At 46.2% G+C, this 26,339-nt stretch carries 21 protein-coding genes and 1 other RNA gene; 9 read left to right on the top strand and 13 right to left on the bottom strand.

Going from position 1 to position 26,339, the window contains the following annotated elements:
- Positions 1-174: 174 nt before the first annotated feature.
- Both RDN79_RS11205 and RDN79_RS11200 read right to left on the bottom strand, forming a co-directional pair.
- Entirely contained in the window at positions 175-1,035 is an 861-nt protein-coding gene (locus RDN79_RS11205) for an RNA polymerase sigma factor RpoD/SigA (protein ID WP_005641668.1), read from the bottom strand.
- Between the two features lie 143 nt (positions 1,036-1,178).
- On the bottom strand, positions 1,179-2,777 hold the full coding sequence (locus RDN79_RS11200) for a Do family serine endopeptidase (RefSeq protein WP_298549893.1): 1,599 nt from the start codon (positions 2,775-2,777) through the stop codon (positions 1,179-1,181).
- Between the two features lie 453 nt (positions 2,778-3,230).
- Here RDN79_RS11200 and rnpB point away from each other — a divergent pair.
- The 3 genes from rnpB (at position 3,231) to RDN79_RS11185 (ending at position 6,443) form a co-directional block, all read left to right on the top strand.
- Positions 3,231-3,589, top strand: an RNA gene (rnpB, locus tag RDN79_RS11195) — RNase P RNA component class A.
- Positions 3,590-3,684: 95 nt separating this feature from the next.
- Positions 3,685-5,043 carry a YihY/virulence factor BrkB family protein gene (locus tag RDN79_RS11190; protein ID WP_298549892.1) on the top strand — a complete coding sequence of 453 codons (1,359 nt, stop codon included), beginning with the start codon at positions 3,685-3,687 and terminating at the stop codon, positions 5,041-5,043.
- 35 nt (positions 5,044-5,078) lie between these two features.
- Positions 5,079-6,443 (top strand): MATE family efflux transporter, encoded by a 1,365-nt coding sequence (locus RDN79_RS11185; protein WP_298549891.1) that lies wholly within the window; start codon positions 5,079-5,081, stop codon positions 6,441-6,443.
- A 178-nt stretch (positions 6,444-6,621) separates the two neighbouring features.
- Here the strand turns inward: RDN79_RS11185 and RDN79_RS11180 are convergent, their stop codons facing one another.
- Positions 6,622-7,224, bottom strand: a complete 603-nt coding sequence (locus RDN79_RS11180; RefSeq protein WP_298549890.1) for a riboflavin synthase — start codon at positions 7,222-7,224, stop codon at positions 6,622-6,624.
- 79 nt (positions 7,225-7,303) lie between these two features.
- Between RDN79_RS11180 and RDN79_RS11175 the strand changes: the two genes are divergently transcribed.
- From RDN79_RS11175 to RDN79_RS11150, 6 genes are all read left to right on the top strand, one after another.
- Complete coding sequence (locus RDN79_RS11175) at positions 7,304-7,735, top strand: nucleotidyltransferase substrate binding protein (protein ID WP_298549889.1); 432 nt, start codon at positions 7,304-7,306, stop codon at positions 7,733-7,735.
- On the top strand, positions 7,732-8,040 hold the full coding sequence (locus RDN79_RS11170) for a nucleotidyltransferase domain-containing protein (RefSeq protein ID WP_298549888.1): 309 nt from the start codon (positions 7,732-7,734) through the stop codon (positions 8,038-8,040). The genes RDN79_RS11175 and RDN79_RS11170 overlap by 4 nt, the downstream gene beginning before the upstream one ends.
- Before the next feature lie 6 nt (positions 8,041-8,046).
- Entirely contained in the window at positions 8,047-8,388 is a 342-nt protein-coding gene (locus RDN79_RS11165; RefSeq protein WP_298549887.1) for a TM2 domain-containing protein, read from the top strand.
- Between the two features lie 47 nt (positions 8,389-8,435).
- Positions 8,436-8,735, top strand: a complete 300-nt coding sequence (locus tag RDN79_RS11160) for a nucleotidyltransferase family protein (protein ID WP_298549886.1) — start codon at positions 8,436-8,438, stop codon at positions 8,733-8,735.
- Complete coding sequence (locus tag RDN79_RS19075) at positions 8,728-8,919, top strand: HepT-like ribonuclease domain-containing protein (RefSeq protein WP_298549885.1); 192 nt, start codon at positions 8,728-8,730, stop codon at positions 8,917-8,919. Before RDN79_RS11160 ends, RDN79_RS19075 begins: the two co-directional genes overlap by 8 nt.
- 636 nt (positions 8,920-9,555) lie before the next feature.
- Positions 9,556-9,768 carry a hypothetical protein gene (locus tag RDN79_RS11150; protein WP_298552181.1) on the top strand — a complete coding sequence of 71 codons (213 nt, stop codon included), beginning with the start codon at positions 9,556-9,558 and terminating at the stop codon, positions 9,766-9,768.
- Positions 9,769-9,845: 77 nt separating this feature from the next.
- Here the strand turns inward: RDN79_RS11150 and RDN79_RS11145 are convergent, their stop codons facing one another.
- The 10 genes from RDN79_RS11145 to RDN79_RS11100 all read right to left on the bottom strand — a co-directional run bounded on the left by RDN79_RS11145 (position 9,846) and on the right by RDN79_RS11100 (position 26,326).
- Positions 9,846-11,231, bottom strand: a complete 1,386-nt coding sequence (locus RDN79_RS11145; protein WP_298552182.1) for a Fic family protein — start codon at positions 11,229-11,231, stop codon at positions 9,846-9,848.
- 90 nt (positions 11,232-11,321) lie between these two features.
- Positions 11,322-12,968, bottom strand: a complete 1,647-nt coding sequence (locus tag RDN79_RS11140) for a diphosphate--fructose-6-phosphate 1-phosphotransferase (protein WP_298552184.1) — start codon at positions 12,966-12,968, stop codon at positions 11,322-11,324.
- A gap of 121 nt (positions 12,969-13,089) precedes the next feature.
- Positions 13,090-13,809 (bottom strand): hypothetical protein, encoded by a 720-nt coding sequence (locus RDN79_RS11135; RefSeq protein WP_298552186.1) that lies wholly within the window; start codon positions 13,807-13,809, stop codon positions 13,090-13,092.
- A 1-nt stretch (position 13,810) separates the two neighbouring features.
- Positions 13,811-14,833 (bottom strand): AAA family ATPase, encoded by a 1,023-nt coding sequence (locus RDN79_RS11130; RefSeq protein ID WP_298552188.1) that lies wholly within the window; start codon positions 14,831-14,833, stop codon positions 13,811-13,813.
- A complete protein-coding gene (locus RDN79_RS11125) occupies positions 14,830-15,978 on the bottom strand; it encodes a DUF262 domain-containing protein (RefSeq protein WP_298552190.1) in 1,149 nt (382 codons plus the stop codon). The genes RDN79_RS11130 and RDN79_RS11125 overlap by 4 nt, the downstream gene beginning before the upstream one ends.
- A 118-nt stretch (positions 15,979-16,096) precedes the next feature.
- Positions 16,097-18,421, bottom strand: a complete 2,325-nt coding sequence (locus RDN79_RS11120) for a GH92 family glycosyl hydrolase (RefSeq protein WP_298552191.1) — start codon at positions 18,419-18,421, stop codon at positions 16,097-16,099.
- A gap of 146 nt (positions 18,422-18,567) precedes the next feature.
- Positions 18,568-20,856, bottom strand: a complete 2,289-nt coding sequence (locus RDN79_RS11115; protein WP_298552193.1) for a GH92 family glycosyl hydrolase — start codon at positions 20,854-20,856, stop codon at positions 18,568-18,570.
- Between the two features lie 17 nt (positions 20,857-20,873).
- Entirely contained in the window at positions 20,874-23,201 is a 2,328-nt protein-coding gene (locus tag RDN79_RS11110; protein ID WP_298552195.1) for a GH92 family glycosyl hydrolase, read from the bottom strand.
- A gap of 16 nt (positions 23,202-23,217) precedes the next feature.
- Positions 23,218-24,324, bottom strand: coding sequence for a basic secretory protein-like protein (locus tag RDN79_RS11105; protein WP_298552197.1), 1,107 nt, complete (start codon positions 24,322-24,324; stop codon positions 23,218-23,220).
- A 379-nt stretch (positions 24,325-24,703) separates the two neighbouring features.
- Positions 24,704-26,326 (bottom strand): RagB/SusD family nutrient uptake outer membrane protein, encoded by a 1,623-nt coding sequence (locus RDN79_RS11100; RefSeq protein WP_298552198.1) that lies wholly within the window; start codon positions 26,324-26,326, stop codon positions 24,704-24,706.
- Positions 26,327-26,339 lie beyond the last annotated feature (13 nt).

Genomic DNA, 26,339 nt, shown 5'->3' with positions numbered 1-26,339 from the left:
ACTTTTTTTCATCTTTATCCACATCTCTATTTTCAGGCTTTACACACGGCGTTTATGTGTGTATAATATGTATAAGAAAAGACCCAGCCTAAATCATAAACAATAATAAAAAAGGAAAGCCCCCTACCCTGACGGATAAGAGGCTTTTAATCCTTTTGTCTTCCTCCGAAGAGGTTAACCTAAATACGATTTGAGGAGCTTGCTACGTGTTCCTTGCCTTAATCTTCTAATTGCTTTTTCCTTGATCTGGCGGACGCGCTCTCTTGTGAGGCCAAATTTGTCGCCAATCTCTTCCAATGTCATTTCCTGACAGCCAATACCGAAAAACATTTTGATTATCTCACATTCTCTTTCGGTTAATGTAGCAAGTGCTCGATCAATTTCTTTTGCCAATGACTCGTTCATCAACGACCGGTCAGCGATAGGAGCGTCATCGTTAACAAGCACATCCAAAAGACTGTTGTCTTCGCCTTCTACAAAAGGAGCATCCACTGAGATATGCCTTCCCGATACTTTTAGGGTATCCGAAATCTTATCTACCGGAATATCCAGTTCGTCTGCAAGTTCTTCAGGAGAAGGTCTGCGTTCGTTTTCCTGTTCGAATTTAGAGAAGGCTTTGCTGATTTTATTCAACGAACCAACCTGATTCAACGGGAGACGTACGATTCTTGACTGTTCTGCCAAAGCTTGCAAAATAGATTGACGAATCCACCACACAGCATAGGAAATAAACTTAAAACCTCTGGTTTCGTCAAATTTCTCAGCCGCCTTAATCAACCCCAGGTTTCCTTCATTAATAAGGTCTGGTAAACTTAACCCCTGATTTTGATATTGCTTAGCTACAGATACAACAAAACGCAGATTTGCCCTGGTTAATTTTTCCAATGCTCTCCGGTCGCCTCTTTTGATAGCCTGTGCCAATTCTACTTCTTCTTCTACTGTGATCAGATCTTCCCGGCCTATTTCCTGAAGATACTTGTCAAGAGAAGCGCTTTCGCGATTGGTAATGGACTTTGTGATCTTTAACTGTCTCATCCAATAATTTTATATTGAGAATATCAGGGTGCAAAGATAATATTATTTTTATTGACAGAATTGGCTGGATGCACCCTACACCCAGCCAATTATAAACCTTTAACAATCTTCCCGCCAAATAAGACGAATATAACGTTATTTTATTATTCAGCCAGATCTATAGCATATACTTTCGTACGTCCATTATTCGGATAGAAACCTTTTACTACGATGTAACGATCATCATTGATGTAACGATCGTCATTGTTACCTTTCAAAACCTTGTCAACTATTTTTTCAAGCTGCTCAGGAGATGAAATCTTCTGATCGTTTACAACCATGATGATGAAACCTTTCTTGATACCGGCATCTTTCAGTTTACCATTCAGCAAACCGGTTACTTCAATACCATAGCTTATACCTAATTCACGTTTCTGTTCGCTTGTCAACGCACTGAAAGCGGCTCCCAAAACTTCGGCGCTGTCGGCGGCTCTTTTCACTACTGCAGTGCTGCCCTGTGCGTTACGAAGTTCTACATTAAACGTCTTGGTGCTGCCGTTACGGTCTACAGTTACCTGCACTTTGTCACCCGGACGATATTTGCTGATCTGTTCCTGCAAAGCATTCGCAGATTTTACTTTTGCACCATTTACGGCAACAATCACGTCACCCTTTTCAATACCGGCTTCCTTGGCAGTACTGCGGTCCGCGAAATCAGCCACACATGCACCTTCGGAAACTTTTATCTTGGATTTCAGGGCGCTCAGTTCATCTTTCTGTTTAGCCGGCAGATTCGGATAGCCCAGCATGTCGGCGATATCACCCACGCTCATAATCTGGACACCCAGAATAGCACGCTGTACGGCACCAAACTGTTTCAAGTCGTTTGCCACTTTCCCTGCAATGCTGATAGGCACTGCAAACGAGTAACCGGCAAAGTTTCCTGTTTCGGAATAAATAGCGGTATTGATACCGACCAATTCACCTTTTGTATTCACCAGCGCTCCCCCGCTGTTACCGGGGTTCACGGCCGCATCGGTCTGGATGAACGATTCGATCTTGCTCTTGTCTCCGCCTCCCATCGAGATGCCACGTCCTTTCGCACTCACAATACCGGCCGTAACCGTAGAAGTAAGATTGAACGGATTACCGACTGCCAACACCCACTCTCCGACTTTCAGTTTTTCAGAATCGCCGAACGGGATGGTAGGAAGATCTTTCGCATCGATCTTAAGCAAAGCGATATCCGTCGTCGGATCGGTTCCGACCAATTTGGCAGCAAACTTGCGGTTGTCATTCAATGTCACTTCCAGCTCGTCTGCCCCATCGATCACATGGTTGTTCGTTATAATATATCCATCAGTCGAAATGATCACTCCGGAACCGGCTCCTACCCGTGGTTGCGGTTGCGGACGCTGGAAACCTCCGCCTCCACGTCCTCCGAATCCGAAGAAGTATTCGAACGGATCGACATACTGCGGTTGATTGCCTCCGTCGGCATATTGTTTGGCATTTGTCGTGGCCTTAATATGCACAACGCCATGAACCGTACTTTCTGCAGCCGTAGTAAAATCTGTATTCTCTGCAGCAACCGTGTTATAACCGGCTAACCGGATCGGCTGATTGAAGGTATTTGCTGAGCCTGAAGCACTATATACCGGTTGATTCTTATGAATCAGGTAAGCACTCGTCCCAACAGCCGCCCCCGCACTGATTGCAGCTACGAGAACGATACCAAGCACATTTTTCCACATCTTTTTCATACTCTTTTTATTTTATCAAACATTTAAATTTAACATTTTTCTTTCGGCAAAGAAAACTCAAAAAACGTGCGATTATTCCATTTGCGACTGTTTTTTTATCACTTTTAACGGCACTCCGCAAGGGCTTAACTGCGATTAACAGTACTGTGTAATGCAAAGTACCTTTTTAACAATCTACCGTCTGACAAATGGTCATACATTCAATAATATAACAGCAAGAAAGGCAGAATGTTTCCCATGAGCCTGCCATTAGATGCCGATGTATTTTATTTTCGACAACGTCGAAAACATATACGACAACACCGAGCATATACACGACAACGTCGAACATATACATGACATTATCGAAAACAAATTAGACTGGCAGAAAAAGCAAAAGAGAACCTGCTCGAACCATTTTGATGTGGTGATCCATTTTCAATTGTCAATTAAAAGAATTACCTTTGTCCCATTGCAGTCTGCCGGTCTGTCGCTCGTCCTTCGGGACGGGAGGAACGTCCGGGCAACAGAGAGCACCATACTTCTTAACGGGAAGCTGTCCGCGAGGGCAGAGTAGCGTAACAGAAAACGACCGCCGGACCTGTCCGGTAAGGGTGAAAAGGCGAGGTAAGAGCTCACCGGATCTTATAGCAATATAGGATGCCGTACGTCTTATGGGTTGTAAGGTCATGTATACCGGCGCATGTAGGATTGCTCGTCCGATGCCGGGGGGTAGACCGCTAAAGCTTACTGGTGACAGTAAGACGAGATAAATGGCAGACGCTCCCGTGCAAGCGGGAGTACAGAACCCGGCTTATAGGCAGACTGCTTTTTTTATAATGTGCCAGTATACCAATTCAACAATATGCCGATTAAATGGTTTTCTATTGGTATATCGGCACATTTAATTTATTGGCACTTATTATATATGAAAACAACCGGTAAAAAGACGCTCGGAGAACGGATCAACGCTTTACTGACAAGAACGATCCGTTTCGTCACTTACGACATTTGGCGGATCACCGAAAATGAAGTAAGCGGACTGAAAGAACTTTATATAAACATCATCAAGACCATCATTCTTGCCGTCAGGGGGTTTCAGAACGAGAATCTTCAAACGAAAGCCTCTGCCCTCACCTACAGCACCCTGCTGTCCATCGTGCCTCTTTTGGCGGTTCTATTGGGGATAGCCAAAGGGTTCGGCTTCCAGAACACCGTACGCCAGGAATTGTTCGACTATTTCCCCGGGCATGAGACGGAGTTGACCAAGGCTTTCGAATTCGTCGAAAGCTATCTGGAACAGGCACAGGGCGGCGTGATCATCGGGGTCGGCCTGATCATGCTGTTTTATACGGTTGTCAACCTGATCTCGTCCATAGAAGACACGTTCAACGATATCTGGCAGATACAGAAATCGCGCCCGTGGTACCGGAAGCTATCCGACTATCTGGCCTTGTTCCTGATTTTGCCGGTCCTGATGACGGCATCCAGCGGTTTGTCCATCTTCCTGTCCACTTTGCAGAACTCATTTATCAACCAGTACTTTTTCTTCACTCCGCTGGTCGAATTCATACTGAACATTACGCCTTATATCATTACGATCCTGGCATTTACGGGACTCTACATTTCATTGCCCAACACAAAGGTCCGATTCGTGAACGGCCTCGTGGCCGGGTTCCTGTCAGGCACCGCTTTCCAGTTCTTCCAGTTTATCTACATCAGCGGGCAGATCTGGGTGAGCAAATACAATGCGATCTATGGTAGCTTTGCCGCGCTGCCTTTGCTGTTGCTGTGGTTGCAACTGTCCTGGCTGATCTGCCTGTTCGGGGCGGAAATCTCGTATGCATCCCAGAACGTGAAGAAGTTCAGTTTCGAACGGGACAGCAAGAACATCAGCCGGCGATATAAAGACTTCCTCACGTTGCTGATCGCGTCCCTGATCATCAAGCGGTTCGTGAAAGGGGAAAAGCCTTATACGGCGGATGAACTGTCGGACGCTTACCGCATACCGATCCGCATCACGACACAGATACTCTACCAGTTGACCGAACTACATATTATTATCGAAGTCAATTACGGGGATGACGAACGGGTCGTCCACTACCAGCCGGCGATCGACGTAAACAAGATCACGGTCAGTTACCTGCTGACACGCATGGACGAATACGGATCGGAAAACTTCAAGATCGACACGTCCCGGTTGTTCAGCAAAGAATGGAAAGCCTTGCTGAAAACCCGCGAAGACATGATTAAGGCGAATGACAATATTTTGTTGAAAGACCTTTGAACGATTGACAATGGAAAATTGACAATTATTAGGGGATGGATAAAAGAAAAGGGAATACGGATCTGACAGAGGGGAAGGTATGGAAGGTGATCGTTCGCTTCGCTTTGCCGTTGCTGATCGGGAATCTGCTGCAACAGCTCTATAGCATAACGGACAGCATTATTGTCGGACAGTTTCTGGGAAAAGAGGCGCTGGCGGCAGTATCGGCCTCCTTCTTCATCTATTACTTCATCATTTCGTTCGTGATCGGTGTCGGAAGCGGGACAACGGTGGTTATTTCACAACTTTTCGGAGCGAAACAGTACCAAAAGGTACAACTTGCGTTCTCCTCATTCTTCATCTTCATGTTAGTCGGGGGCGTGATACTGTCCATTGCGGGGATTATTTTCGCAGAGCCGGTTTTCCGCCTGACCAATACGCCGGAAGAGGTCATTCCGCAAGCGGTGGCTTATTTCCGCATTTACATAGGAGGGACATTCCTGTTCGTGACCTTCAACAGCATCATTTCGATTTTGCGAGGCGTGGGCGAGTCCGTCCGCCCTATGCTGTTCATTCTGATCACGACTGTCCTGAACATTGCGTTCGACCTGCTTTTCATACTCGTGTTCAAATGGGGCATCGAGGGGGCGGCACGGGCGACTGTCATTTCGCAGGGGATCGGCATGTGTATCGCCTTAGCGTATGTAAACAATACACACCCCTTGCTGTCCATCAAGAAACAAGATATGCTGTTCGACTGGAAACTGTTCAGGGAGAGCCTTAAAATCGGACTGCCGACAAGCGTACAGCAATGCGCGATCGCCCTCGGACTGATCGCCCTGTTGGGGATCGTGAACAGTTTCGGGACCAATACGCTGACGGCTTACGGGGCCGCCGGGAAAATAGACACGATCATCACGCAGGCCGTCCTCACCCTGTCGGGGGCGTTGGCGGCTTTCTGCGGACAAAATATCGGGGCCGGGAAACTGGACCGGGTGAAAAAGGGAGTACGGTTTACGATGTACACGAATATAGTCCTGGGACTGTTGACTTTTGCCGCCGTCTACCTGTTCGGCGACGAAATGATGAAAGTGTTCACGAAAGACGCAGATGTCGTGGCGATCGGGAAGGAATATCTGCTGATTATCGGCGGTTTCTTCATTGTACACGGGGCGCTGAATGTGTACAACGGGGCGCTCAGGGGAGCCGGAGACACCTTGTTCCCGATGATAACCAGCCTGGTCTGCCTCTGGCTGATCCGTATTCCCCTCGCCTATTATCTCAGTTCTTGGCTGGGACGCAGCGGGATCTGGTGGGCGATCGGTATCAGCATCGCAATCGGGCTGATCGTGACCTTTATCTATTATAAGATGGGAGTTTGGAAACGGAGGTGTATTATTAAAGAAGAGGCAAAACAATAAATGATGATTTCCAGACCATGCTTTCCTCTATCCCTCTCTACCGAAACAAAGGACAAAAGAGCAGACGGCGCGATACACGCCGCCTCCAGAATACGCTGCAATTTCTACTTTTCGACCGGCCGCGCGGGATCGGAAACCCGGTCACTTTGGCGCCTGCTTACCTAAGAAAGGAGATCTTTCATTTGAACTGCATCATTTTGCTGATATACTTGCCGACAATGTCGAATTCGAGGTTGACAACCGTCCCTTTTTCGATCTGGCAGAAGTTGGTATTGTCGTGCGTATAGGGAATGATCGCCACCTGGAAACTGTTCTGCTTCGAATTGCAGACGGTCAGGCTCACACCGTTGACACAGACGGAACCTTTCTCGACGGTTATATATCCCTGCCCGGCCATCTCCTTGTCGAACGGATATTCGAACGTATAATACCAGCTTCCGTTGGCATCTTCCACGCTTGTGCAAACGGCGGTCTGGTCGACGTGTCCCTGCACGATATGTCCGTCCAGGCGTCCGTTCATCATCATGCTGCGTTCCAGATTCACGAGCGAACCCGGTTTCAGAAGCCCCAAGTTGGAACGTTCCAGGGTTTCGCGCATGGCTGTAGTAGTGAATGTATCGCCGTCTTTGCGGACCACGGTCAGGCAGACGCCATTGTGGGCCACACTCTGGTCTATTTTCAATTCATCGACAAAAGAACATTTCATGGTGATATGAATATTGTCCTTATCATGCTCGATCGCCACGACCTGAGCTGTTTCTTCTACAATTCCTGAAAACATAAGATTGTTGTTTTAATGATTATCGGAGGGCGAAGATACGGAAAATAACTATATTTGCCACATACAAAAATCATTCAAGATGGAAGAACAAGATATACGTTGGCAACAACGCTTTTCCAATTACCAAAAAGCATTGCTCAAACTACAACAGGCGGTCGATATTTTATCGGAACAACAAAAGAGAGACGAAGAAATAGACCAACTCCTGCAAGAAGGCTTGATACAACGTTTTGAATACACGCATGAACTCGCTTGGAAAGTCATGAAAGATTACGCCGGCTACCAAGGATACACAGATATCCACGGGTCACGCGATGCTATTCGGAAAGCCCTGGAAATAGGACTTGTCGAAAACAAACGTTGGATGGAAACAATCAACGACCGCAATCTGACCTCCCACAATTACAACAACGAAGTGGCGACAGAGATATACGACAACATCGTCCATATCTATTATCCGCTGTTCAGACAATTCGAGCAAAAAATGTCTTCTTTAATTTCAAGCAAATGAAATATGGTTTAAGCGATACGGAATGGAACCGGTTGGAAACCGTCTTCAACCGGTATCCAAACATTGAACGAGCCATCTTGTACGGTTCACGTGCAAAAGGGAACTACAAGCCTTTTTCCGATGTGGACATCACGCTCGTCGGCGAACGATTGACCCGCAGTGAACTGAACCGGATCGTGCTGGACATAGACGACTTGCTTTTGCCCTATCAATTCGACGTGTCCATTTTCCACAGACTGACCAATCCGGACTTGATAGACCATATCGAACGGAAAGGAATCATTTTGTATCAAAGAAATACTTAATATAATATGGAAGCAGACAAAGTAGACAAGTTCCTTCTTGCCAATGAAAGCAAATTCCCCGATTATGAAATACCGATCCACCGGTTGCTCGACCTTCCTCCTGAAAAAGAGGCGGTTTTGGTAAAAACCCGTTTCAAAAGCCCAGGCGACATGCTGCTTGTTTCTTTTTTCTTCGGATACTTCGGGCTGGACCGTTTCATGATCGGAGACAAGATCAAAGGAATCTTCAAACTGCTCACATTCGGCGGCTTGAGCGTTTGGTACTTGATCGACTTATTCCTGATTATGGGGGCGACAAAGAGGAAGAATATGAAGAAGCTGGAAGAGATCGTGAAAAAGGATATTTGATTTTTCGGATTTAAAACATACCTTTGTTCCAAGCAAATACAACAAATATGGATTTCTTCAATAACTATCTGCCAGGTATAATAGCTTTGTGCAAAAAGCATAAGGTCAAAAAGTTATTTGCTTTCGGTTCTGTCCTGACCAATCGTTTCAATGATAAAAGTGATATCGATTTAGTTGTCGATTTTGAAAATGTTCCATTGGAAGAATATGCCGATAACTACTTTGACCTGAAAGATTCACTATCATCCATCCTCCACCGGGAGATAGATTTATTGGAAGAACAGGCAATCCGCAATCCGATTTTGAGAAAGAATATCGATAGTTCTAAACTTATCATTTATGGATGAATATATAGAAATGCATTTGAACGATGTCCTTCTTTCCATAGAAGAAGTAGAAAGTTATTTCATCGGACAACCTAAATTATTCGAGAATTTCAAAAAAGACATTCTCAGGCAACGGGCTATCGAACGTAATGTTGAAATTATGGGAGAAGCGATCAACAATTTGTCAAGATCGTCGATCTGGTGATCAAAGAACTCGACTAATGCATTCATCACCCTTCCGTTCCGGGACATGAAGACGATGCAATCCATCAGCTGGGTAGCCAGTTGGTAGGTTTTACGGGTGTTCTCCACATTCGGTTGCCGCATGTAATAAGCGAAACATCTGAAAAGGACAGTGATCAGGCGATCCCAAGGCAATTCCAGTTGCACCATCAGGCTTTTTATGCATCGTAACTGGTGAAGGAGATAATCCAGATCTTCTTCATCGCTTTTGTTGGCAAACGCTTTCCGGATACGGCTGGCTTCTTCCCTGAAAAAGATTTCTTGGACTGCTTCTTTCGGAAGTGTCAAGGTGTTTGCTGCTTCCATAATAAATAAGGTATTAAAAGTGGGGCGAAAATAGAACGGTCCCGCCTTTCCCGTTACTCAACACTTCCCAGAAGCTGGAGGCACATTAATGCTCCCCACGGGGGTACGGAACCGCCTATGGGGATAGAGACAGGCATAAAAATGCCTGCATCCATGCAGAAGCAGGTTCACTGCTTCCGGGAAATAATGTTAGTCGCTGCAAATATAAGTTTTTTCGTAAACATGCAAATAAAAAAAGGCCGAAAATATAGCGGATTCGTGCTCTTTGGCTTTCTAAAACAGCGGTCCCGACTTGGGTAAATTACTTTTTGTCACAAAAACGACCGTCCCAACTTGGGAGGACTACTTTTCATTTCAAAAGTGCCTGTCCCAAGTTGGGACGGCCACTTTCATCCGAAGCGTCAACACCCTGATCGCCGAAACTCGCACCGCCCGCAACCAGCGCGGCAGCAAGAAGAAAGGAGAAGGAGGAGGAGCCGGCGATGAACGGCCGGGCGAGCTGTAATACCGGATATGATTCCCCGAACCATCCTGGTTATAGCCTCCTTTTCCAACCGACAATCCACGAAAGACACGCAACAGCTATTCCGCTTTGGCCGCCTTTCTTATGCTTAAAAGGATACCGGCTTTTATGGACTGAATCATTCGGGCTATATCTTCCAAAGAAGGATAAGTCGCATATGGGTAAAGTTTATCCGGATCAGAGGCAAAGGTATAATAGGTTTCTTCCAGGAATATACGGCCATCTATCCTAACGGCTATCGATTCCATATTATATTCCCGCTTAGGTTCGGATAAATCGATCCGAAAAACGAATGCATGGGCATTTCCAAGTATCTCTTGTGTTTTAGGGTCATCCAACGTTTCTTTTGAAACGGAAGATGTTTGCATCATTCCATCCGCAATCAGGTCAAGCCCTTTGCTGATCCAGTCATATTTCCGGACAGACATAAAAAATACCTCCGAAGGGGCAACCGCTTCCTCTAACTTCTTCACGAAGGGTTTATACACCTTTTCCAATACATCCAAAACCATCTCGACGCTAAACTTAGGCGAATCGTTTTTCACCTCTTCTTTCCTTATCTGCCGCTGCAAAACAGCCAATTCTTTTTCAAAATCATCTTCCTCTTCTATATTCTCGCCTTTAGCAGCCTTTATGCCGATTCGCAAAGCACGTTCCGCACAATCATTCAGATAACCGACAAACGGCCTGATTTTATCCAGCGAAGCATTCGCACCATCCGAAGGAGTCAGGCCGACCGCCACATCACATTGATGCAGAACCCGCAAATAATTTTGCTTATCTTCCGTATGGATCACAATCATCGGATAACCGTTCCGAAACAATATATAATTCACCAACAGGCGTGCAATACGCCCATTACCATCTTCAAAAGGATGAATGCGGATATAGCGGTAATGCAACAAGGCGGCCAGTTCCACCGGAGATAGGACGCCTTTTGCCGCCTCCGCATTATACCAATCTACCAAATCCGTCATAAAAGCGGGTGTTTCTTCCGGCAATGCATAATGAAATTCCTCCCCTGTCGCTGTTATAACCGAATTAGGGCGGGATTTATACACTCCGATCTTTATCTCCATACGCGTCTTTGTGCCTGTAGGGGTTTTGGCATCCTTCCAATAATCCTGGACAAGAATTGTCTTATTCAGTTCACGGATAAATTGCTCGGTCAAGGGACGTTCTTTATCCATTGCTTCCTGTTTCATCATCTCCAGACCGACATTATGGGCTTTCATTTCTTCATAATCTTTCAAGGAAGCAGAGCCGGATGTCTCGCCAAACATAAACAAAAGTTTTGTTTGGCCATACGTCAGTGTATTCCCCTCCAGATGATTCGAATTATAATTAAACTCTAACCTGAACTTGCGGTCTAACCGCTTCTCATCTTCCGGCTTCAGAGGCTGAAGGGCCTGCCATTCGTCCAATAACTGCTGCAAATTATCCATATCCTTTTATTTTTCCGTAAAGATAAAAAAATAGAGGTAAAGCGAAATGCCTTACCTCTATCATTTATTGATTATATCTCGTTGGATATATTATTTAGCCTGTTCCAACTGCAATGTCTTGGTCGGTTCGTCGCATACTTCAGTCGGGCCGAAATACTGGATAGGGCCGGGATAGACATAGCTTGTCGTCATTGCCCATTCGTCGCGGTTGGCAGCGAATTTCTTGAAAGGAGCGCCGTCGAGTTTCACCAAGGCTTTCTGGATAACCGGTTTCATTTCGCCGTGACGTTTTTCCATGTTCATCATCATGGTTACGGGGATACCGCCGGCGATCCACTTGTCGGCCGGAGCAGTCGTGTTGCGCACGGAAGACATATAACCGGTCTTGCCGGCAGCGATCAGGCAGGAAGCCGTATAGCCCAAGGAATAGCAGTAGTCTGCATCGTAGTTGGACGGAGCGGCGCAACGGCCTTCATAACCGAAGAAGTGGTGCTGTGCGGCGAACTTGCCGGCGTATTTGCCTTCAGCCTTCCATTCAGCCAACTTCTTGCCGACCATTTCAGAAAGCAATTTTTCTGTTTCGATCAGAGAAACCTGTACGTTTCCGTGCGGGTCGCGATCCAAAGACAACTGACGTGCCACGCCTTCCGGCAGGGAAGCATACAAGTCGGAGTTTTCTTTTGTCAGCTTGCTGATGATATAAGCACGCTGTTCGCTCTTCTTGATCATCTTGAATTCGGTATCGTGTTTAGCCAGGAAGTCGTTCAACTCGGCGATCAGGCGTTTCATGGCCGGAACGAATTCGATCAGGCCTTCGGGGATCAGCACCGTACCGAAGTTGTTGCCCTCGGCAGCACGTTTTGCAACGATGCCGGCGATATACGTCACGATATCGTCCAAAGACATGTTCTTTTCTTCCACTTCTTCAGAGATGATACAGATGTTCGGCTGTGTCTGCAAAGCGCATTCCAGAGCGATGTGGGAAGCGGAACGTCCCATCAACTTGATGAAGTGCCAGTATTTCTGTGCGGAGTTGCAGTCACGCTGGATGTTGCCGATAACTTCCGAATAAACCTTGCAAGCCGTGTCGAAACCGAAAGAAGTTTCGATCTGTTCGTTCTTCAGGTCACCGTCGATTGTCTTCGGACAGCCGATTACCTGTACACCTGCGTTGATTGCTTTGTAATATTCGGCCAATACGCACGCATTCGTGTTGGAATCGTCGCCACCGATGATAACCAGTGCCTTGATGTCCAGTTCTTTCAGGATTTCCAGACCCTTGTCGAATTGTTCTTTTGTTTCGAGTTTGGTACGACCTGAACCGATCATATCGAAACCACCCGTGTTACGGTATTCGTCGATAATGTCAGCCGTCAGTTCCATATATTTATGATCGATCAGACCACCGGGGCCCAGGATGAAGCCATACAGACGAGAAGCTGCGTTGTTAGCCTTGATACCGTCGAACAGACCTGCAATCACGTTATGACCGCCAGGAGCCTGGCCGCCGGAAAGGATCACACCGACATTCATGGCCGGCAGCTCTTTCTTCTCGTTACTCTTTTCGAAAGTAACGACAGGCATTCCGTACGTGTTCGGGAATAACTTTTTGATTTCGTCCTGATCGGCGACTGATTGTGTGTACTCACCATCTACGGCTTTTACAGCGCCTTTCAATGCAGCGGGAACCTTTGGCTGGTAAGCTGCTCTTGCAATTTGTAATGCACTCTTTGTCATTTCTTAATCTGATTTATTTAGAAAGTATCTGATTCCTAATTAAAGGCGGTGCAAATATAGAAATTTTTCTGTATTCGCGAAAGAAGATAATACGATATAGCCCTTTATTCCGCATTTTTCTTCAGCCATTCACTAACAGCCTGTTTTCCTGAACAGGCCTAACCACATAAGTCAGTTCCTTACCCGTCAATTCCAAATACATAAAACCGCTGGATAAGATGATTTCCATTTTATTATCAATCACGATATATCGATCATGATGGGTCAACAGTGAATCATCCAAGGAAAAAGACCATTGAGGATTATACTTTTGCAAATCAGCAACAGCACTATCATTCAAATGCTTCGAATGATAGACAAGTTCTACTTTTTTGTTCGGCAAAATCAATTTCAAGACATCCTTACAGGCATTCAGGTATTGATCGTACAGGCATATTTTTTTCGCATCCTGGCATAGTGCTCTTATGTGCCTGATCGCCTTATCTCTATGGACATTTCTATAAAAACAACCGGTGATATGGCTACTGATCTGATCGGACATGATATTGACATACGGATAATCCGTTCTGTCATCACACAATATCAATTTATAGTCAGTCTTTCTTGCCAGTTCTTCCAAAGTCTGCTTTGTTAACCGGGCATACTTTAAAGAGTCATAAAGACTTTTCGACACACGATCGCCAATCCCGATATCATCTAATTGTCTGGTATTGGTCAGAAACTCGCCACAACGAAACTTAAGCAAGTGCAAGAGTATATCTTTATCATAGTCCTGATGCTCCTTAAACAAATAATATTGCTTATACAAAGTATCAGACAACACAAAACTATATTTCCCCATATTATTCCATTTCAAGCAGTTCAGCTAAAGTCGCATCGAAAAAACCTTCCGGGAAGTCACGAGTAAACTTGCCATCCTCTTTAAAACCAAGTACAATGAACGGATTCTGGATGCCCTCTTTATACAAAATGGTCACATCATCTTTCAAAAAACGCTTTTTATAAATCTCATAACCGACCTTATATATAAGGTGTTCGCAATGTGTTTCTATGATTACCTGTATACCGGCTCTAACAATAAAGGCCAAGAATTCACCAACCTTTGCCTGACTGGCCGGATGAAGATGGATTTCCGGATTTTCGATAAGAATAACATCATTCTTTTTTGCCCGCAAGCACATGATCAACATTTTGGTAAGATAACTTACGCCAGCTCCCAACTGGAAAGGCGAAATATTTCCCAACCCGTCACTTTTATACTGTACCTCGACCACATCATCCAAACGGCGTTCCGTCTGCAACTCCGTCGGTATATCTAAAATATAAGACAACCAATAATTCACCTGAGCAGATAAAGTATAAGAGGAATCATCTTTAATCAATTCCGGCATTAAAGGATTAGATTTTTCTTTTTCAAATGAACCTACTATATACTCACCGACTACGCCCACTTTAAACTGTGGCGAAATTTTGGAATGCAACTCCGCCCCGATTCTATTGGCAGACAAATAGTATAAATTTTGCTCTATGTCGATCGGCATGTCGGCATCCTCTTCCGAAGGAAGAAAAACCAAAGAGAGTTCATTTGTTCCGTGATAGGAAATATGCACATTATCGATATCGATATCGACCCTGACACTTTTTGCATTATAATACTTATTTCTAATTGTATCGAATGTCAGATTCACAATAGTATCCAGTAAAATTTGTCCATTTTTCCCTATCCTGCGAACAGGAAGTAATACCGACTGTATCAAACTTGACTTACCTGCCGAGTTAACACCCGTTACAATTGTAAAAGGCTTTATCTCCAAGTTCTCATCATGAAGACATTTATAGTCTTTTATTTGTATATGTTTTATCATAACTGAATCCTGTTTATTATTTTATCCATTCGATCAAACCTGAAAGAGACACTTGTAGTCGAGTCTATATTACCGGAAAAATAACGGGAATCATCAAACTCTTCCTTTACAGATTCTATATCCAGTATGAGTCTTGACGCCCATGTGTAATCGATTTTCTCAGGGACAAAAGAAAACAAATAACTTAATGCCTCAAAGAGAGGCATGTTTATAGGTCTTCTAATCCCATTTCCCGAAAAACGAAAACCATTTTCTCCTAAAAGATCATAACTGATCTGCATACAGCGAATAAATAGATTCTCATAATCTACAATCAATTTTTCAGGTGCATTATCATTCACATAAACCATAAAACGAGCCAGAAAATCATCTATATCCCCCCGGTATTGGAGAGCCGGAATATCTTTAAACTCTCCACGATGCAACATCAGGAAGGCCATTGCCCGTAAAACGACATATTGGTCTTTCATCCTTTCTTTATTAATAGAACGCCCTGTCGCAATCAAAAATTCGGGAGAACAGCAAAGTTTATCCAACATCCGTGTGCAACGTCCACGGTATAAGGCATTCCTCATTTCCTGCTTATTCAAAGGAGTTCCTCCGCGATTTACCCGGTCAAAGATATCATACTTTACCCGCTCAGGAGTCGGAGGCTGTATAATGTAAAAAAGTAATTGAAAGTCTTCAATAACTCCCTGTTGCTTCAAATCCAAATCCGCAAAACAACATCCATTAAACTGCTTCAATATCCTCAGATTATTCAATTTGAACTTTCCTTCCAGAAAATCCAGAATAGCACTTATCCTTTGTCGTCCGTCAACAACTTGCTTCTTCCCATTCTTATCCTCAAATAAATACATTAATGGTATAGGAATTCCCATTAGGATCGATTCGATCAGCTCGGACTTCTGCCTCTGTTTCCAGACATCATGCCTCTGGAAATCCGGATCAATTATTAATTCTTTCCGCTTCAGGCAAAGTGTATGCAAATGCATAATACTATATTGAGCCTTTTCCACCCTCACTTCGGCATTCGGATATATGGTATATGAATCATCTCCGTTTATTGACAGATCGGCTTGTTCCACATCGCTAACCACATTTTCATCACTGTTTATTATTGATGTTTCATCTTTTATATCCATATTTCCCATATATTTATCCTGATTTACGATTGAGCAATAGTCTTTAAATTAATAAAGAGATAAATGTTTCATGCAAAGATATTGAGATTTATCGGAAAATCGAATAGAAATCGTCCATTTACTTGCTATCAGATATTTGGTAAAACATCGTTTTGCCCGGTGACGACAACGAGGCGGGACGGGCGTCCGCCGAAACGGCACGCTTGTAGTTCGGTTTGCCGCTCATCACAAAGTGCAGGGTAATTCCTGCCTGCACATCCTCATAGGCCAGATAGGATTTATCATATTTCTTTCCGTTGACATATAGCTCTTTGACATAGACGTTCTCTTCCGACCAGTTTTCCGTGGTCATCTTTATTTCGTTTCCGTTGCTCATCCGGATCGAAAGCGCCTCTACACACGGAGAGCCGATGTTATAGATATTGCTGGAAGGGGCTACCGGATAAAAGCCTGCGCAGTTGAACATATACCAGGCCGACATCTGTCCGCAGTCGTCATTCCCGCTCAACGAGCCCGGTTCGTTGCCATAAAAACGGGCAACGATCTCCCTGATCCACTTCTGGCATTTCCAGGGTTTGCCTAAATAGTTGTACAGATAGGCGACATGATGGCAAGGTTCGTTACCATGCCAGTAGCCGCCGATACGCCCTTGAATATCGTGAGCGCCCGGTATATCATCCGGCAACTCGACGGTGAAGAGTTCATCCAAACGTTCCTCGAACCACTTTTTTCCTGCCAGGTTGATATATCCCTGTACGTCGTGCGGGACGGTCCAGGTGTATTGCATGGTGAACCCTTCCGTAATGTCTCCCCAGCCATTGACGGAACCCGGTCCCTGGTAGGCGATCGGGGCAAACGGCGTACGCCAGTCCCCTTTGCTGTCACGGCCACGCATATACTTCGTTTCCGGGTCGATCAAGGTCTGGTAAGACAGCGAACGGTTCAGGAAATACCGGTAATCGTCAGTCTTGCCCAACGCCTTGGCGGCCTGTGCGATGCAATAGTCGTCATAGGCATATTCCAAGGTCTTGGAAACCGACTCCGCCTCTTTGTCAAACGGGACGTAACCATTCCGCATATAGTCGGGCAGACAGTCGTAATGTTCGTTCAAGGCAGTCGTTTTCATCGCCTCATACGCCCGTTCGTAGTCGAAGCCCTTCACCCCTTTGACGATCATATCCGCCAGGACGGAAACCGCATGATAGCCGATCATGCACCATGTCTCGTTCCCGTAAAAAGACCAGATCGGGAGCATCTTCTCCACGCTCTTGTCAAAGTGGGCCAGCATCGAGTTGGCGATATCGGCATTTATGTCCTGATGCACTAAGTTGAACCAGGGATGCAAAGCCCTGTAGGTGTCCCACAAGGAAAAAGTCGTATAGTTGGTAAAGCCTTTCGCCTGCCCGATATTCTTGTCCAGGCCCCTGAAACGGCCATCCGCATCCTGGAAAACAAACGGATGGAGGGCGGCATGGTAGGCGGAAGTATAAAACGTTTCCTTTGTCTTGCGGTCGGCGGTAATCCGGTATTTTTGCAATTCTTTCTCCCACAGGTCCTCCCCTTTCTCCTTGAGGCTGTCGAATGTCAACCCGTCCAGTTCCTGCATGTTCATCTTCGCTCCGGCGGTACTGACGGAAGAGATGGCCGTTTTCACGATCACCTCCTCCCCTTCCCCGGTTGCGAAAGAGAGGCAAGCCATCAGGTTCTTCCCCCAGGCCTCGCGGTCGCTCCTGAACCGGGATGTATTATAGATCACCGGCTTTTTATCCTGCATGAAACGCAGGCCCGTCAATTTTCTGGAAAAGACAGCCGTAAAATAGACGTGGCGTTCAGGCCCCCATCCTTTCACCAGCTTATAGCCCGTGATGGTCGAATCGTTTTCCATACGCAGATTGGCCCATTCGCACGACTGCCAAAGCGTATGGTTCATATCGATCATGATAAATGATTTTTCCGATTCGGGATAGGTGAAACGGAACATTCCGCTCCGCAGTCCTGCCGTCATCTCCGCCTTTACTCCGTAGTCCTGCAAGCGAACGGCATAATAGTCAGGAGTGGCCTGTTCCTCGTCATGCGTGTACCGGGAGCGATAGCCCTCATCAGGGTTCTCACGGCTTCCGGGTTCCAGTTTCATCTCTCCGGTTCCGGGGATAAACAGGAAATCGCCCAGGTCGGGAATACCGGTCCCGCTAAGATGCGTCAGGCTGAAGCCCAGGATCGAAGTGTGGTTATATTTATAGCCGGCAGCCGCGTCATAGTATTTGGCATCCGTATCCGGACTGATCTGGATCCCTCCGAACGGGATCTGCGCCCCCGGATACACATTGCCGTAACCATCCGTTCCTACCAGCGGATTGACGTATTCCGTCAATTTTTCATTCTGTGCCGTGCCGGATAAGGCGGCACACGACGCAGCGATCAAAGTACAAATTCGTAATTTCATATTCAAACTATTGTCGTTATAAATAAAAAGGACTATCTGAAACAAGGTCCAAATAGCCCTTTTGATTATAGTTTTGCCGGAAATGCTATTATAATTAAGTGCTTATGTTAATATTAATGCTTCCGGCTAATCTATATACATTCCGATTATTTTCCCAATTCATTGGAGAATGAGTAAGGAGCGTCACTGTCCTGCGTACCCCGGCTCTTGTTCGGTGTGGCCGACATATTATAAAGAATGTTCATGCCACGCATCAGGTCGCCATGTGTCAGATAATTCTTCGTATAGTTCTTGCCATTCACTTTCATAGACGAGATGTAACGGTTCGCCTCGCCATTATTGTTGGCCTTGATCACGACCTTCTTGCCGTTTTCCAGATTCAGCGTCACGCTTTTGAACAGCGGAGACCCCAAGATATACTGGTCCGTACCCGGACAAACCGGATAGAAGCCGAGAGCCGAGAATACATACCATGCCGAAGTCTGCCCGTTGTCCTCATCCCCGCAATAGCCGTCGGGAGTCGCGAAATAGAGTTTGTCCATCACTTCACGCACCCAATACTGTGCTTTCCAAGGTTCGCCGGAATAGTTGTACAGGTAGATCATGTGCTGGATCGGCTGGTTGCCATGCGCATAATTCCCCATGTTCATAATCTGCATTTCGCGGATCTCATGGATCACGCCGCCGTAATAGCTGTCATCGAACAAAGGCGGGACATTGAATACGGAATCCATCATGGCATTGAAACCGACCTTTCCTCCCATCAGTTCGATCAGCCCCTTCGGGTCATGGAAAACCGACCAAGTATAATGCCAGCTGTTGCCTTCCGTAAAGGCGTCTCCCCATTTCAGCGGATTGAACGGAGACTGGAACGAGCCGTCCTCGTTACGACCACGCATCAACTTGGTTTCCGGATCGAACAGGTTCTTATAGTTCATGGCATGTTTGGCGAAAATGGCAATTTCGGATTCCGGTTTGCCCAAAGCCTTCCCTAATTTATAGATAGCCCAGTCGTCATAAGCATATTCCAACGTGCGGGCGGCGCTTTCGTTGATTTTCACGTTATAAGGCACATAGCCCAATTCATTGTAATATTCATATCCTAAGCGTCCGGTCGATTTCACCTTCGGATGTACGCTGTTGGCCCCATGCACGACAGCCTCCCAAAGCGTCTCGATATCATATCCGCGAAGTCCTTTCAGGTAAGCATCCGCCACGACGGAAGCCGAGTTATTGCCGACCATGCAGCCACGATGTCCCGGACTTGCCCATTCCGGCAGGAAGCCGCTCTCTTTATAGGTATTGGCAAGCCCCTCCTGCATCTTCGTATTCATATCCGGATACATCAGGTTCAGGAACGGGAACAGGCAACGGAACGTATCCCAGAAACCGGTATCGGTGAACATATAACCCGGCAACACCTCTCCGTTATACGGGCTGTAATGCACCACTTTGCCATTAGCATCCAATTCGTAGAAGCTGCGCGGGAAAAGCAGCGAACGGTACAGGCAGGAATAGAACGTGCGCAGTTTGTCCACGTCGTTATCTTCGACAGCAATACGTCCCAATGTCTCATTCCATACCTGACGGCCGGCCTCGGCTATTTCGTCAAACGAACGGCCGCCCAATTCATTCAGGTTCAATTCCGCCTGTTCAGGGCTGATAAAGGAAGAAGCTACGCGAGCATGGACAATCTCGCCCTTGCGGGTGGAAAACCCGATAATGGCACCGGTATGGTTCTCTTTCGCTTCGGTTTCGCCTTTGCGGATCTCATCGTCGCCGACAGTCGCCTTATAGGTAAACGGTTTGTCGAACACGACGACGAAATAGTTTCGGAAGTTCTGAGGAACCCCTCCGCTGTTACGAGTCGTATAGCCGACGATCTTGTTTTCTCCGGGTATGATCTTGATATAAGAACCACGGTCGAAAGCATCGACAATCACATACGAGTTGTCCGATTCGGGGAAAGTGAAGCGGAACATGGCGGCACGTTCCGTCGGCGTGATTTCCGTCACAACGTCATGGTCTGCCAGATACACCCGGTAATAATTCGGTTTTGCCACTTCTGCCTTATGGGAGAACCAGCTGGCGCGTTTATCCTGGTTAAACACCACTTTACCGGTAACGGGCATGATGGCGAACTGTCCGTAATCGTTGATCCACGGGCTGGGCTGATGAGTCTGCTTGAAACCACGGATTTTGTCCGCGTCGTATGTGTACGCCCAGCCGTCTCCCATCTTTCCGGTCTGTGGCATCCAGAAATTCATACCCCAGGGCATGGCAATCGCCGGATAAGTATTACCTGTCGAAAGGGATATTTTCGACTGGCTCCCGACCAGCGGATTCACGTAATCCACCAGGTCCTTTTTGTCGGCCGCATCCACCGTAAAGAGGCTGCTGCAAAGCGTAATCGCTAAAATAAATAATTTCTTCATGGATAGAATATGTTTAATTAATTAGAAGACAAAGAATAGGGTTTGTCAGTCCCCGTAAAGAGACGTTTCTTGTTGGGGGAAGACGACATCTCGAAAGTCAGGACACCACCATCCATGATATCCTGCTGGGTGATATATCCTTTTGTATAAGGCTTGCCGTTCAACTTGACCGACTTGACATAGCGGTTCTTGTCGCTCACCTTGTCGGCCTTTACCTCAAAAGTCTTTCCGTTTTCCAGCATAACCTTTATATAAGGCAAGTAAGGAGCTCCTAACACATACTGGTCCGTACCCGGACAAACCGGATAGAACCCCATCGAAGACAGGATATACCAGGCAGACATCTGGCCGCAATCGTCGTTACCGCACAGGCCGTCGATATTATTGCGGTACATTTTATTCATGATTTCACGCTGCCAGTATTGCGTTTTCCAAGGTTGCGAGGTCCAGGCATACAGGAACGGGATATGATGGCTCGGTTCGTTGCCATGCACATAGCCGCCCAGCAAGCCTTCCTCCGTCACATCCTCGGTCTGGGCGAAAAACTCGGCAGGCAGGTGCATCGTAAACAGGGAATCGAGCTTGGAGACAAACGACTTGTCGCCTCCCATCAGGCGGATCATATTATCCACATCCTGCGGCACATAGAAAGAATAGTTCAAGGCATTTCCTTCGATAAAACCTTCGCCATGCGTGTTCAGCAAGTTGAAATTCTCTTTCCAGCGTCCGTCGGCATAACGAGGACGGGCATACCCCATATTCGTATCGAAAACATTCGTATAATTGGCCGCCCGTTTTTTATACGTATCGGCAACAGAACGGTTGCCGGCCAAAAGCGCCGTGTGGTAGATGGTCCAGTCGTCATAGGCATATTCCAACGTCAGGGAAGCGGCGCTGCCGTTATGGTCGAGTGCGACATACCCCTTTTCCATGTATTCGCCGGTCCCGTCCAGGTAAGGGATCGTGGAACTGCTCACCATCGCTTTCAAAACCTCTTCCTTGTCTAACGGAAGACCTTTCGCCACGGCATCGGCCAAAACGGAAACGGAATGATATCCGATCATGCACCAGTTTTCATTTGCCATATGGCTCCAGATAGGCAAAGCCTTATGCACGCTTTGCTCGCAATGCTTCAGCATAGAGCGGGCGATATCCGTATTTACCCGGCGGTTGATGATGTTGAACAGCGGATGCAGGGCACGATAGGTGTCCCAAACGGAAAAGACCGTGTAGTTCGTGAAATCGTCCGCCTTGTGGATATTATGATCCAATCCGCGATACAGTCCGTCCACATCCGTATAGACACAAGGATTGATCATGGTGTGATACAAAGAGGTGTACAGCATCGCCAACTGGTCGTCCGTGCCATTGGCTTCGATAACGGACAATTCCTTATTCCAGGTTTCACCGGCACGAGCCGCCAACCGGTCGAAACTATGGCCGGAGGCTTCAGCCTGCAGATTTTTCAAAGCACCGTCGGCACTGACTCCCGAAAGCGCCACTTTCACTTCCAATTCCTCGGAAGCCGCCGGATCGAAATCGAAATAAGCGACGATCTTGCGTCCGCCTATATCCGGGAAGTTTTCTTTCATATTGAATTTGCCGTATCCGCCCCGGTAATTGACTTTTGCTTTTTCCTCGCATCCGTAATGAACGACCGGTTTGGAGAAAGACATGGCAAAGTAGGTATAGTTGGTACGCGCCCATCCGTTCGTGATACGATAGCCCGTGACCAGCGTATCGTTTTCGACCCGGATATTCGTCCAAAGGACTTTTCCGTCGTAATTGTAGATACCGTGGATCATATCTAAGATGATCCGCTGGTTCCCGGCATCTTTCGGGAACGTATATTTATGTACGCCCACCCGCTTGGTTGCCGTCAGTTGTGCTTTCACGCCGTAGTCGGCCAGCATCACTTCATAGTAGCCGGGACGGGATACCTCCGTATCGTGTGAGAAACGCGAACGGTAGCCGCCGTCCGGGTCGGTTGCCGTTCCGGGATTCAGTTTCAATTCGCCGGTAACCGGCATAATCAGGATATCGCCGAGGTCGGAATGCCCAGTTCCGCTAAAATGCGTATGGCTGAACCCGACGATACTGCTGTCCTTATGTTGATAGCCGGCACAATATTCATAAGCACGCGGCTGATACTTGCCATCCACGTTATGAGGGATCGTGTCCGTGTCCGGACTCAACTGAACCAGTCCGAAAGGCACGCAAGCCCCCGGAAACGTATGCCCCATCCCGTTCGTCCCGATAATCGGGTTCACCCATGCGGTCTTATCCTGAGCGGACAAGCTCCCAAAGGTCAGCAATGCAGAAAATAAAAGAATAGTCTTCTTCATGGATCTTGTTTCTATTTTATTTTGATAAAAAGACTTGATACTCGTTCCACAGTCCTTCAATGCTGGCATCTTCGCCGAACATACGCTTCATCGCTTTGTCGAAACTCCATTCGTCGAGGTCGCGGACCGTCTCATGGAACTTGCGGATGGCATCCGGGTCTTTGGTCGTCAGCCATTGGATAAAAAAGCCGGTCGTACGATAACCGTCCATCCAGTTTCCGCCCGGTTTACGGGTACTCATATCGAAATATCCTGCCTGGGCGCGGACGGCATCCGCCAGGCCTTCGATAGAAGCCCAGAATGTCTTGTTGGTCGAGTAGGAACCGATTCCTTTCGGCTCGAACTGGTAAGCGTGTACCAATTCATGGTAGAGAACGCCACGTGTTTCGAAATCGAGTTTATAAAGGGATTCGTTCGCTGATTTCTCGATATGTTGCGTGCTATAGACAATCGAGGTATTGGCCGGATTACCGCTCTTGGCTGAAACTCCGTCATAATCTTTCAACGTATAATGAACCTTTTGAACATCATTCATCGTATCTTTTGCCGAATAGAAAAGAATTTCGGCTACCTTTCGAGCATGATAACGTATGTATTCGTCCGGATTCTGGACAAGATCCGCATAAATGGCAGCCCCCTTAGTTTCCGGGTCAATCACTTCGTAATCGATTTCCGGATATTCGAAATCCTCCCAACCGGCATTCAAATTCTCATCAAACAACATCACATCTCCCAACACCAGCGTATCACCGGCTGCCGTTGCGGCTTCCAGCATATATTGTTTATAATTGGAAGGCTTGGCGATCGGGCAAAGGATTTCCTGATAGCGGGAACAGAACGTCTGGTCTTTCCGTTCATCCACAACCACCCAGTTCTTCCCGTCATAGGAACCTTTCAATGTCCAGGCAGACGGATCATGTACAGGCGTCTCGCCGGACGAATAGATTTTATAACTTTGGACGGGAACAGTATATTGCTGATCAAAAATCACTTTATTCACCCCTTCCGTTCCCACAAAACAGGTTGTCGGATTTCCATCAGACAATTCGGGAACATTCACCGGTAATTTTGCCTGACAAGAACACAATAATCCCCCTATCAATAACGATACATACAACTTCATATCTTCAATATATTTAATTCCGTTTTCATTCAAAAATCAAACAAACATTCTACCGGAGATCACCAAGTATCTCCGGCGAATGCTTAAAACTAAAAACACAAACTCCCTATCATTTTTACATTAAGCTATATATCTTATACCCTTATAGAATTTTCCAAATCCATAGCAATATTAGCTATATTTTTCAATAAAGAAGTAACATCCGAAGACCAAAAGAGTACCATAAACTGACATTTATCGATCATGACACCTTTTAAGACGATTATGACACTTTTCCAAAGAGTTCAATATTTATGAATAAAAGAGGCTGTGTCGTAATTATTTTTTACGTCGCAGCCTCTTTTCACATAATCAGGCCTCTCTCCTGTTTATCAATTCATCAATTCCACCCCGGATTCTGATGTCCTTGCAAAGCAGGGTTAGCCTGCATTTCATCCAAAGGAATCGGCCACAACAAGGCATATTCAGGAATAGCACCTACACGAATCTGTCCGTCCGGTTTGTTCTGGATCTTGGCAGAAGACAGGGGTACCCAATTAAGCTTACCGGAATGCGCTCCGGCTTCTTCCGGATACAAACGAGTACGACGAATATCATCCCAAACTTTAAATTCCAACGGAAATTCATGTAAACGCTCTGTCAGAATAGACTGAATCAATGCATCGCCCGTTGCAGTTTCGTTTGTCAAACCAGCACGTTGACGAACCTGATTCAAATAGCCTAATGCCGCGCTTTCTTGACCGACACGTGCCAACCCCTCAGCTGCGATCAACAATACTTCAGCATACCGGAATGTCGGCATATTATAATCACCGTCATGCCCTTCCATCAAAGCTTTTTCATCAAACCAAGCCCAGTTGCCATAATTATTCAATGTATGGTTCACACCTGTTGCATCCGTATACTCCTTAAAGAAGAACTGCTTTTCATGTCCACGGATATCGGCCGGATCATAACTGTTAATGATCATGTCGCAAGGCAAATAAATATTTTCCAGCACATCACCTCCTGGGTGGAAAATACCATTGCCAGTCGCATCTTTCCACTGGAACGCATCGGAACCCATTGAATGAACAGCATAAGAGTTACCTACATTGTGATTTGAGTAGTTATACTCTTTTGCGTAGATGATTTCGTTTGAAGTATTCGTCGTCTTGATGATGTTGAAAGCCGAATTGAGGTCATCGCTACTTCCGTTCGGCTGAATCAAGGCATGCTGACCGCCTTCAACCACCCGCAAAGCCATCTGGGCAGCCTTTTCGTAATCGGCATTCCCCCCGTTCATCGGAGCACCGGCACGTTGCAAATAAACCTGAGCCAACAGTGTCTGTGCCATCGGAAGTGTGGCATAACAACCATTGTCATAGAAAGCCTTGTTTGGCAACGCATTGTTGTTTACGATATCAAGCAAATCCTGTTCGATATAACCATAAATTTCAGCAGCCGGAACACGTTCCTTAAACATTCCCTCCGTAGAAGTATAAGGTTCAGATACATAAGGCACATCACCAAACTCCTTTACCAACCAAAAATAAGCATAGGCACGGAAGAACTTCCCTTGAGCCACATAATTCTTGATTGTTTCCGCGCTCAACACATCTGTCATATTCGGCACATTGGCAATCACGAAATTAGCACGCGAGATTCCTTTGTAAAATTCATGCCAATAGCTCATAGCCTGGCTATCGAACGATGCGACATTGAAGTTACAACCCTCAGAGGCATTCGTAAACTGACGGTCTTTCCGTCTGTCGACATACAAACCGGAGATAATACCTCCCCAACAAGTAGCCTTGGGAGTCCAACCGCCACCCGTATTGTGCAAATAAGGAACACCACCAAAATACAAGGCGTTCACACCTGTTTCGGCATCAGCCGGAGTCTGCCAGAACTGATTGGAGTCTTTCATATCCAAAGGCTTTTCTTCCAAAAAGCTATCACAAGAGCTCATCGCCAATGAACACAGACAGATGAATGAAATATATTTTTTCTTTAGTTTCATAATGATCTTTATA

Origin of the sequence: uncultured Parabacteroides sp., from assembly GCF_902493135.1 — a bacterium.
GTDB lineage: Bacteria > Bacteroidota > Bacteroidia > Bacteroidales > Tannerellaceae > Parabacteroides.
The sequence above is the reverse complement of the archived record's forward strand: the minus strand, read 5'-3'. Positions and strand labels throughout refer to the sequence as shown.

What these genes read in the sequence shown, in the direction of transcription:
- RDN79_RS11100 (WP_298552198.1), bottom strand. Translation starts at nt 26,326, where the DNA reads ATGAAACTAAAGAAAAAATATATTTCATTCATCTGTCTGTGTTCATTG.
- RDN79_RS19075 (WP_298549885.1), top strand. Translation starts at nt 8,728, where the DNA reads ATGGATGAATATATAGAAATGCATTTGAACGATGTCCTTCTTTCCATA.
- RDN79_RS11200 (WP_298549893.1), bottom strand. Translation starts at nt 2,777, where the DNA reads ATGAAAAAGATGTGGAAAAATGTGCTTGGTATCGTTCTCGTAGCTGCA.
- RDN79_RS11185 (WP_298549891.1), top strand. Translation starts at nt 5,079, where the DNA reads ATGGATAAAAGAAAAGGGAATACGGATCTGACAGAGGGGAAGGTATGG.
- RDN79_RS11180 (WP_298549890.1), bottom strand. Translation starts at nt 7,224, where the DNA reads ATGTTTTCAGGAATTGTAGAAGAAACAGCTCAGGTCGTGGCGATCGAG.
- RDN79_RS11145 (WP_298552182.1), bottom strand. Translation starts at nt 11,231, where the DNA reads ATGGATAATTTGCAGCAGTTATTGGACGAATGGCAGGCCCTTCAGCCT.
- RDN79_RS11120 (WP_298552191.1), bottom strand. Translation starts at nt 18,421, where the DNA reads ATGAAATTACGAATTTGTACTTTGATCGCTGCGTCGTGTGCCGCCTTA.
- RDN79_RS11190 (WP_298549892.1), top strand. Translation starts at nt 3,685, where the DNA reads ATGAAAACAACCGGTAAAAAGACGCTCGGAGAACGGATCAACGCTTTA.
- RDN79_RS11160 (WP_298549886.1), top strand. Translation starts at nt 8,436, where the DNA reads ATGGATTTCTTCAATAACTATCTGCCAGGTATAATAGCTTTGTGCAAA.
- RDN79_RS11130 (WP_298552188.1), bottom strand. Translation starts at nt 14,833, where the DNA reads ATGATAAAACATATACAAATAAAAGACTATAAATGTCTTCATGATGAG.
- RDN79_RS11170 (WP_298549888.1), top strand. Translation starts at nt 7,732, where the DNA reads ATGAAATATGGTTTAAGCGATACGGAATGGAACCGGTTGGAAACCGTC.
- RDN79_RS11175 (WP_298549889.1), top strand. Translation starts at nt 7,304, where the DNA reads ATGGAAGAACAAGATATACGTTGGCAACAACGCTTTTCCAATTACCAA.
- RDN79_RS11205 (WP_005641668.1), bottom strand. Translation starts at nt 1,035, where the DNA reads ATGAGACAGTTAAAGATCACAAAGTCCATTACCAATCGCGAAAGCGCT.
- RDN79_RS11140 (WP_298552184.1), bottom strand. Translation starts at nt 12,968, where the DNA reads ATGACAAAGAGTGCATTACAAATTGCAAGAGCAGCTTACCAGCCAAAG.
- RDN79_RS11105 (WP_298552197.1), bottom strand. Translation starts at nt 24,324, where the DNA reads ATGAAGTTGTATGTATCGTTATTGATAGGGGGATTATTGTGTTCTTGT.
- RDN79_RS11125 (WP_298552190.1), bottom strand. Translation starts at nt 15,978, where the DNA reads ATGGATATAAAAGATGAAACATCAATAATAAACAGTGATGAAAATGTG.
- RDN79_RS11110 (WP_298552195.1), bottom strand. Translation starts at nt 23,201, where the DNA reads ATGAAGAAGACTATTCTTTTATTTTCTGCATTGCTGACCTTTGGGAGC.
- RDN79_RS11115 (WP_298552193.1), bottom strand. Translation starts at nt 20,856, where the DNA reads ATGAAGAAATTATTTATTTTAGCGATTACGCTTTGCAGCAGCCTCTTT.
- RDN79_RS11165 (WP_298549887.1), top strand. Translation starts at nt 8,047, where the DNA reads ATGGAAGCAGACAAAGTAGACAAGTTCCTTCTTGCCAATGAAAGCAAA.
- RDN79_RS11135 (WP_298552186.1), bottom strand. Translation starts at nt 13,809, where the DNA reads ATGGGGAAATATAGTTTTGTGTTGTCTGATACTTTGTATAAGCAATAT.